Consider the following 7,970-nt stretch of genomic DNA (forward strand, 5'->3'; position numbering starts at 1 on the left):
CGACGGACGTTGACGGACGCTGACGGGAGCCGCCGGCGCTGACGGGCGTACGAGGCACCCGAGGGGCACCCGGGAACAGGCAAGGGGCGGCGCCGTCGACGACGGCACCGCCCCTCCTGTCGATCCGCGAGGACCGACTACGCGTCCTTGAACTCCTGGCGCTGACGGCCGAGCCCGTCGATCTCCAGCTCCACCACGTCGCCCGCCCGCAGGAACGGCTTCGGCTCCGGCTGGCCCGCGGCCACGCCGGCCGGGGTGCCGGTGACGATGACGTCGCCCGGGTGCAGGGTCATGAACTGGCTCACGTACCGCACGACCTCGCCGACGGCGAAGATCTGGTCGGACGTGTTGCCGTCCTGCTTGAGCTCACCGTTGACCCACAGCTTGACGTCCAGCACCTGCGGGTCCGGGACCTCGTCCGCGGTGACCAGCCAGGGGCCGAGCGGGGTGAAGGTCTCGCAGTTCTTGCCCTTGTCCCAGGTGCCGCCGCGCTCGTTCTGGAAGGCGCGCTCGGTCACATCGTTGACCAGCACGTACCCGCCGACGTGCGCGAGGCCCTCCTCGGGGGAGGCCAGGTAGCGGGCGGTGGCACCGATGACGACGCCGAGCTCGGCCTCCCAGTCGGTCTTGACGCTGGTGCGCGGGATCAGCACGGTGTCGTCGGGGCCGACCACGGTGTCCGGGGCCTTCAGGAAGATGATCGGCTCGGCCGGCGCCTCGGCGCCCACCTCGGCCGCGTGCCCGTGGTAGTTCAGGCCGATGCCCACGACCTTGCCTATGCGGCCGACCGCGGACCCGATCCGCAGACCCTCGGCGTCCAGCACCGGGAGCTCACCGGACTCGGCCGCGTCCCGTACTCGGGACAGCACGGAGTCGTCGGCGAGCAGCGCGCCGTCCACATCCGTGATCAGGCCGGACAGGTCCCGCAGGGTCCCGTCCTGGTCGAGCAGCGCGGGGCGCTCCGACCCGACGGGTCCTACACGCAGCAGCTTCATGGGCATTCTCCCGTGGTCGAGGGTGGTCGGCCCATGGGCATGCCCCGGGCCGGACGATGGGTTGCGGCCATCGGAGGATTGGTCGATCCTCCAAGATGACGGCCTCATCCGCAAGACCCTGTTCACATGGCGGAACGCTCAGCTCCGCTGAGCGCCAGCCCGGCACGCTCCGACCGGTCCTTCCGGTGCTGGAGCCAGGCACGCTCGGCAACCGACCACGCGGTGGTGGTGACCAGGTACAACCCGGCCGCCAGCGGCACCAGGGCAGCCGTGATCAGCGTCCCGAAGGACAGCAGGGGCAGTACGCCGCCCAGCTTCCGCGCGAGCTCCTGCTGCTCGGCACTCAACCCGGCAACCGCCCCGGCTCCACCGGCCCCCGACACTTTGCCCCCGACAGCCTTGGACCGGGCAGCCTTGGACCCGGCAGCCTTGGACCCGGCAGCCTTCGCGCCGCCGGCCTTCGCGCCACCGGCCTTCGCGCCACCGGCCTTGGCGCCACCGGCCTTGGCGCCACCGGCCTTGGCGCCACCGGCCACGATCCCGGCAGCCTTCGCCCCGCCCGGATTCGCCCCGCCCAGCTTGGCGATCCCGCTGCCGGCCCCGGGCCCGGCCCCGGCCCCGCCAGTGGCAGCCATCAGCGCGGCCGCCGCGCGGCCCCGCACCGCACTCCACGCGGCCACCACCGCGACGGCGGCGAACAGCCCGAGGAACACGAGCCCCTGCTCGCCGAAGAGCCCGCCGTCCCCGAGCGCCTCACCCCACCGGTCCCCGAGCGGCGCGGCGAACAACCGGTGGCCGAGCAGTTCGTTGGTGGCCCCGCCGATCTCGGACGAGGAGAACGCCCGGTACATCAGGAAGAACACCGGCAGCTGGAGCAGCACCGGCAGGATGCCCGCCACCGGGGTCGCCCCGCGGAAGGCGGCCCGGCTGAGCGGGTGCAGCGCGAGCCGCACGAGCACGGTGAACAGCACGATCGCGGCAGCGGTCGCGGACTCGGCCAGCACCGGCTCCAGGAGCCGGCCCAGCAGGGCAACAAGATCGATGAAAACGGACACGTGGGCCCTCCGAAGGGACTCGTCGAACGTCGAAAGAGATGCGTTTCGGCGTGACGACCCGCGAGGGGCGGCAAGGTGTGGCGATCAGAAGTGATCAGGAGGAAGGAGCTGCGCGCCCCTACGCGGCCGTCGGAAGGGGCCGGCCCGGCGCCCTGGGCCGCGACCGGCCCGCAGCGTCGGGGTCGCGCTGCGGCAAGAACGCCGTGCGCTGCTCGCGATCACGGATCGCGGTACGTATGCGGTGCGGCGGCACCGCCCGGACCAGCCGGGCGGCCAGGGCCGAGGCACCCACGGCGAGGCTCGCCGCGAGGACCACCACGACCGCGCCGAGCCCGCCCTCACCGGCGAACAGCCCGAGGAACCCGCCGAGCAGCAGGAGGGAGGTCAGCAGGGCCGCGAGGCGCGTGGACGGCGCGAAGGACGCGGTGAACCGCACGGGGCGAAGCCCGCTGTGCTCTGCCACACGAACCACCCCCCTTCCAGCTCCCGCGCACGAACTCCCGTAAGGGACCGGCGACTCACACCAGCGCACGACCCCGCACTAGCACTGGCACTCGATACTAACCCTGTGCACCGACAACGGACGGGGCCTCGTTTTGATCCCCGGTTCCGGGCAGCGGATCGCGCGCCAGCACGTCCCCATCCGGCCGGCGGTCGGGCCCCCCGCTCCCCGCCCGCTCCCGCGGGCCGAGCCAGGTGACCGTCAGCGCGATCGTCAGGTTCACCACGAGGGCGATCATGCCGGCGTTCACTCCCCACACCGGGTCGTTGCCCGTGAAGACCAGCCCGCACACCACCGCGACCCCCGCGGCCAGCCCGCACACCGCGGCCACCGTCGTGAGCCTGCGCCACACCAGCCCCAGCAGCAGCATCGGCACCAGTTGTGCCATGCCCTCGTAGGACACGAGCGAGAGCCTGACCAGCGTGTTCGGCGCCACGTAGGTCATCACCAGCGCGATCGTCCCGGCCACCACCACGACCGCCTGCGAGGCGAGCTTCTGCCGCTCGCCCGAGCTCCAGCGCGGCAGGAACGAGAGCACGCTGCGCCCCCACATCGTGCCGATGACCAGCATGAACACCGCCATCGGCACGATCGACGACAGCGCCGCCGCCACCCCGATCACCCCCACCGCCCACGCCGGCAGGGAGTCCACGACCAGCTTGAACAGCGCCAGGTTGGACTCCGCGCCCGTCAGCCCCGGTACGACGAACAGCGCCGCCATGCCGAGCAGCATCGGCACGAAGAGCAGCACGTTGTACGCGGGCAGCAGGATGGCGTTGCGGCGCAGCGCGTCGGCGCTCCGCGCGCCCAGGTACCCCGCCACGGTGGTCGGGAAGATGACGACGGTCAGCGCGTTCAGCACGGTGGTGGAGGCGAACCACCCCACCCCCAGTTCGCCCCGGCCGCCCGCCCCGCTCCCGGCGCCGGGCAGCGTCAGCCACTGCGGGCGTTCGGCGGTGAGCCGCTCGAAGAGCTCGCCGTAACCGCCGAAGTAGTGCAGGGGCACGTAGACGGCGAGGAACCCGAGGGTGCCGATGACCAGTACGTCCTTCAGCACGGACACCCACGCGCTGCCGCGCAGCCCGCTCACCACGACGAAGCCGGTGGTGACGGCGAAGGCGATGAAGTAGGCCCATTCCAGTGACACCGCCCCGTAGGTGACGGTCGAGACCACCACGCCCATGCCGGTGATCTGGAGCTGGATGTAGGGGAGCAGGAAAACGGTCGCGAGCACCGCGACCGCGGCGCCGAGCCAGGGGCGCCCGTACCGGTGGGCGACCATGTCGGCGATCCCCACCAGCCCGTGCCGGCGCGCGTAGTCCCACAGCATGGGCCCGACGACGTAACCGACCGCGTAGCCGCAGGACATGTACGCGACCACGTACATCACGGGGGCGCCGTAGTTGTAGCCCCAGCCTGCCGCGCCGAGGTAGCTGAAGCTCGTATATCCCTCGCCCGCCATCAGGACCCAGATGAACACGGTGCCGAGCGAGCGCCCGCCCACCGACCACTCGGCGAGTCCGCCTCCCCCGCCCCCGCCCTCCCCGTCCCGCCCGCCGCGCCCGCGCACCGCGAGCAGTCCGAGCGCGACGGTGGCCACCATGAACACGGCGAAGACGGTGGTCGCCACGGCCACCCGGCTCACCGGTGATCACCGCGCCAGGTCAGCCAGACCGCCAGTGGCGTCAGCAGGGTCGCCCCGATGAACCAGAGGAGCAGGAACGGTACGCCGCCCGGCGCCGGCTCCACCCGGTTCGCGAACGGCAGCACCCCGACGAACAGCACGAACGGCACGGCGAGCCACAGCAACTGGGGACGTTTCATCCTTTTCCGACGCACCGCCCCACCCTACGGTCCGTCCACCCGCTGACCCGTCAACGCTTGAGCGTCCCCCACACCACGAGCCGGTACTTGGAGCTGTACTCGGGCGTGCAGGTCGTCAGCGTGATGTACACGCCGGGCTCGCTGTACCCGGCCCCGGGCCTGACGATGCTGCGCGGGACGGGCGCGATCACCCCGGTGTCGCGCTCGGTCGTCTCCGCCAGCGTCTGCCCGACCAGGTACACGTACCTCTTCCCCCGCACGTCCACGATCAGCTCGTCCCCGGCCCTGAGCCGGTTGATGTAACGGAAGGGCTCCCCGTGCGTGTTGCGGTGTCCGGCGACCGCGAAGTTCCCCTCGACCCCGGGCTGCGCGGTTCCGGCGTAGTGCCCGGCATACCCCCTGTCGAGCACGGACCGCTTGTCCACGCCCTGCGCGACGGGCACGGCGACGCCCAGCCGCGGAATGCGCAGGATCCCGTACGCGGACTCCCGCGGCGGCGGCTTGCCGGTGCGCGGCCCGGAGTTCCCGGGCGCCTCGCCGGACGGCCCGACGGAGGGGTCGACGACGGAATCCGCCGCGTCCTCCCCCACACCCTCTCCCTCACCCCCACCCTCCGGCAGGGGGGCCCACCCGCCCTCCTCCAGCTCCCTCACCATCTCGTGCGCGGCGCTCAGCGCCTGCCGGTTGGTCCACCACACCTGGTGCACCACCAGCAACATCACCACCACGCCCACGGTGACGGCCAGTTCACCGACCGCCCACAGCAACCCCGCGATACCGGCCCGGCGCGACCGCCGGCCCCTGCCCTGCACCACGACCCGCACGCGATCTCGCACGGGCGGCACCCTAAGTCCTCCCCCCTCAACTGACCAGCGGCAGTACGCTGCAAACCATGCGCCCCGACACGCCTGCCGAGCACATCGCCGAAGCCGAGCGCCTCATCCGCACGGCGACCCGCTACCCCGAGGACCAGGAGCCGTTGCTCCTCCAGGCCGCGGCCCACCTCGAACTGGCCGACGAACGCGAACGGGCGAGCGCCCTCTACGACCAACTCCTGGCCGCGGACACGACGGACGACCCCTCCCTCATCAAGGCCCTCCAGGCGGCCAACCTCTGGGAGTACGGCCACGAGCCCGAGGCCCGCGCCCTCATCCAGGGCATCCGGGCGGCGGCCCCCGCGGACCCCGCCCCCTGGGAAGTCATCGCCGAGGCACTGGAAGCCCACGACGAACTCGAGGCCTCCCACGAGTGCTTCACCGAGGCGGCCACCCTCCTGGCCCCGGACAACACCCCCCTCACCCCGGCCACGACGGCGCTCCTCACGGGCCGCCACCGCGTACGCCGCCTCCTCGGACTCCCCCACGACGACTGGGACATGGTCGCGGACACCCGCCACATCGGCCCGATCCCGCTGGACGAACTCCACGACCCCAAGCGCATCTGGGCCCTGGGCTCCGACGACCCCGCCGAACTCCGCGCCGAGATCGCCCGCCTGCGCGCCGAACTCGGCGACCGCCGCGCCGCGCTCTCCCGCCCCTTCCCGGTGGCCATCCTCCACTGGCCGGCCCGCGAACTGGCAGAGCTCCTCACCAGCTACCCCACCCTGTCGGCGGAGTACCCCTCCCACGACGCCCACCTGGCCCAGGTCGAGGCCTCCCTCCGCAGCCTGGCCGCCTCGGGCACCACGAACCTGGGCATCGTCACGGCCAGCGTCCCCTCCTACGAAGCCTTCGCGGCCTCGGAGAAGACCTCCCCGTCCTCCCCGTCCCTCCTGGCGGAATACGCCACCACCCTGGCCGCCCGAGGCAAAGCCACCCCATGGCCCCCGACCCGGACGACCCCATGCTGGTGCACCTCAGGCAGGCCCTACGGCGACTGCCACGGGGCGGCCTGACCGGATCGCGGCGATACGGGGTCTCGGCCGGCCCGTCGTTCCGCGACCACCTCCGCGATACGGACGGCGGCTTCGTCGGGACTCTCGTGTTCCCACACTCGGAGCGACAGCCAGCCGGACTCGGCGAGGCGCGCGTCGGTGTCGCGGTCCCGTGCCCGGTTTCCCTCGATCTTGGCTCGCCAGAACTCGGCATTTCGTCGGGGCCACGTCACGTGTTCGGGACATCCGTGCCAGAAGCAGCCGTCCACGAAAACGGCGACCCGTGTGGGGCCGAACACGATGTCGGCTTCGCGTCGTACCCCCTTCGCCGGTCGACGATGGACCCGGTAGCGCAACCCCGCCGCGTGCAAGGCCCGCCGCAGGGCCATTTCGATCCCGGTGTCTTTGCTTTTCTGCCGGCTCATACGAGCACGGTCGCCTGGAGTGCTCTCAAGGGCTTCCACCTCGCCATTGTCACGGCACGGGAAGCTCCAGCTGGACATGGCCGCGGGCCTGGGCTGTGGGTGGGGTGGGGCGGGTGGTGGTCAGGGTGAGGAGGGTGCGGATGGCTGCGATGACCTCGGCCGGGGTGTCTCGCATCATCGACGGGGTGGCGCTGACCACCAGGATGCCGTGGGACTCCAGGCGGAGGCGGCGGTGGAGCGTGGCGTGCCAGGAGTCGCGGGTGTAGTGGTACTCCGCCGAGTCGATCTCCAGGGCCACGCCCTCGTCGGGCCAGTAGGCGTCGGGGCTCGCCAGGAAGGTGCCGTCCGGGGTGTGGAGGCGGGCGTTCCAGAGGGGGGTCGGAAGGTCCGTGGTGGAGAGGACGTCGCGGGCCTGTGCCTCGGCGACCGAGCGGACGCCGACGAGGAGTTCCGCGGCCGCCGCGCGGATCGCGGGGCGGGTCAGGAGGCGGGCGGTGCGGAGTTCGGCGTGCAGGTCCTGCGGGTGGCACCAGCCGGACTGGACGACCTGGGCGAGGATCGAGCGGATCCGGTCCGCCGGCTCGTCGGTCCGGGCCGCGAAGTCGGCGGCCGCGCGTACCGGGCGGGTGCTCGGGATGCCGGACACGGTGATGGTGCGGGGCCAGCGGGTGGTGGGGAATGGCCGTACCTCTGGCGAGGCGGCGAGCCTGCGCGGGGCGCGGATCAGGACGTCGGCCGGGGTGTACGGGGCTTCGCGGATGCCGAGCAGGGCGAGGGCCGCGCCGCCGGTGAGGGCCGCGGTGTCGCCGGAGAGCGGGTCTGAGCCGGGATCGGCGGCGTAGAGGACGGCGGCGAGGGCGCGTTGACGCTGGTCCGGGGGGCCGGTCTGGAGGAGATAGACCCTGGGCAGCAGGCGCTGCCACGGGCCGCCGGGGCGGGTGCGGGAGGTGATCGTGCCGGGTGGGATGCCGGCGGTGGTGGTGAGTTGGTGGCGGGTGGCGAGGTTGAGTTGGCGGCGGGCGGGGGTGGCCTCAGAGGCCGGCCTGGGCCGACCGGCCCGCCTGGGCCGCGCCGGGTGGGCCGGGTGCGTGGGCTGGGCCGGGTGGGCCGGGTGCGTGGCTGGCGCCGGGCGGGCCGTGGCCTGCGCCGGGCGGGCCGGGTGCGTGGCTGGCGCCGGGCGGGCCGCGTGGGTGGGCTGTGCCGGGTGGGCCGGGTGCGTGGCTGGCGCCGGGCGGGCCGTGGCCTGCGCCGGGCGGGCCGGGTGCGTGGCTGGCGCCGGGCGGGCCGCGTGGGTGG

The 7,970-nt window shown here is 73.0% G+C and carries 9 protein-coding genes; 1 reads left to right on the forward strand and 8 read right to left on the reverse strand.

All coding sequences use genetic code 11. From position 1 onward, the window contains the following. Window positions 1-137 precede the first annotated feature (137 nt). From ACFYYB_RS11635 to ACFYYB_RS11660, 6 genes are all read right to left on the reverse strand, one after another. Window positions 138-995 carry a fumarylacetoacetate hydrolase family protein gene (locus ACFYYB_RS11635; protein WP_389434777.1) on the reverse strand — a complete coding sequence of 286 codons (858 nt, stop codon included), beginning with the start codon at window positions 993-995 and terminating at the stop codon, window positions 138-140. Window positions 996-1,117: 122 nt separating this feature from the next. Further along, window positions 1,118-2,050 (reverse strand): hypothetical protein, encoded by a 933-nt coding sequence (locus ACFYYB_RS11640; protein WP_389434778.1) that lies wholly within the window; start codon window positions 2,048-2,050, stop codon window positions 1,118-1,120. A gap of 118 nt (window positions 2,051-2,168) precedes the next feature. After that, complete coding sequence (locus ACFYYB_RS11645) at window positions 2,169-2,513, reverse strand: DUF6412 domain-containing protein (protein WP_389434779.1); 345 nt, start codon at window positions 2,511-2,513, stop codon at window positions 2,169-2,171. Window positions 2,514-2,610: 97 nt separating this feature from the next. After that, window positions 2,611-4,155, reverse strand: coding sequence for a sodium:solute symporter (locus tag ACFYYB_RS11650; protein WP_389434999.1), 1,545 nt, complete (start codon window positions 4,153-4,155; stop codon window positions 2,611-2,613). A gap of 38 nt (window positions 4,156-4,193) precedes the next feature. Beyond that, window positions 4,194-4,376, reverse strand: coding sequence for a DUF3311 domain-containing protein (locus tag ACFYYB_RS11655; RefSeq protein WP_389434781.1), 183 nt, complete (start codon window positions 4,374-4,376; stop codon window positions 4,194-4,196). Window positions 4,377-4,426: 50 nt separating this feature from the next. Beyond that, the gene (locus ACFYYB_RS11660; protein WP_389434783.1) at window positions 4,427-5,212 is read right to left on the reverse strand and encodes a class E sortase; all 786 of its coding nucleotides are present in this window, start codon (window positions 5,210-5,212) and stop codon (window positions 4,427-4,429) included. Window positions 5,213-5,268: 56 nt separating this feature from the next. Here ACFYYB_RS11660 and ACFYYB_RS11665 point away from each other — a divergent pair, with 56 nt between their 5' ends. Then, a complete protein-coding gene (locus ACFYYB_RS11665; RefSeq protein ID WP_389434784.1) occupies window positions 5,269-6,270 on the forward strand; it encodes an SEC-C domain-containing protein in 1,002 nt (333 codons plus the stop codon). On the opposite strand, the gene ACFYYB_RS11670 is transcribed toward ACFYYB_RS11665, so the two are convergent. Beyond that, complete coding sequence (locus ACFYYB_RS11670) at window positions 6,243-6,674, reverse strand: very short patch repair endonuclease (protein ID WP_389434786.1); 432 nt, start codon at window positions 6,672-6,674, stop codon at window positions 6,243-6,245. The two genes, ACFYYB_RS11665 and ACFYYB_RS11670, sit on opposite strands and share 28 nt — an antisense overlap. Window positions 6,675-6,723: 49 nt before the next feature. Then, the coding region (locus tag ACFYYB_RS11675) for a hypothetical protein (RefSeq protein ID WP_389434787.1) at window positions 6,724-7,970 on the reverse strand (1,247 nt) is incomplete at its 5' end.

The organism is Streptomyces sp. NPDC002886 (assembly GCF_042888445.1).
Lineage (GTDB): Bacteria > Actinomycetota > Actinomycetes > Streptomycetales > Streptomycetaceae > Streptomyces.

Bases quoted from the DNA above. Each gene is read 5' to 3' on its own strand.
- ACFYYB_RS11635 (WP_389434777.1), bottom strand. From the start codon at position 995: ATGAAGCTGCTGCGTGTAGGACCCGTCGGGTCGGAGCGCCCCGCGCTG.
- ACFYYB_RS11655 (WP_389434781.1), bottom strand. From the start codon at position 4,376: ATGAAACGTCCCCAGTTGCTGTGGCTCGCCGTGCCGTTCGTGCTGTTC.
- ACFYYB_RS11665 (WP_389434784.1), top strand. From the start codon at position 5,269: ATGCGCCCCGACACGCCTGCCGAGCACATCGCCGAAGCCGAGCGCCTC.
- ACFYYB_RS11670 (WP_389434786.1), bottom strand. From the start codon at position 6,674: ATGAGCCGGCAGAAAAGCAAAGACACCGGGATCGAAATGGCCCTGCGG.
- ACFYYB_RS11650 (WP_389434999.1), bottom strand. From the start codon at position 4,155: ATGGTGGCCACCGTCGCGCTCGGACTGCTCGCGGTGCGCGGGCGCGGC.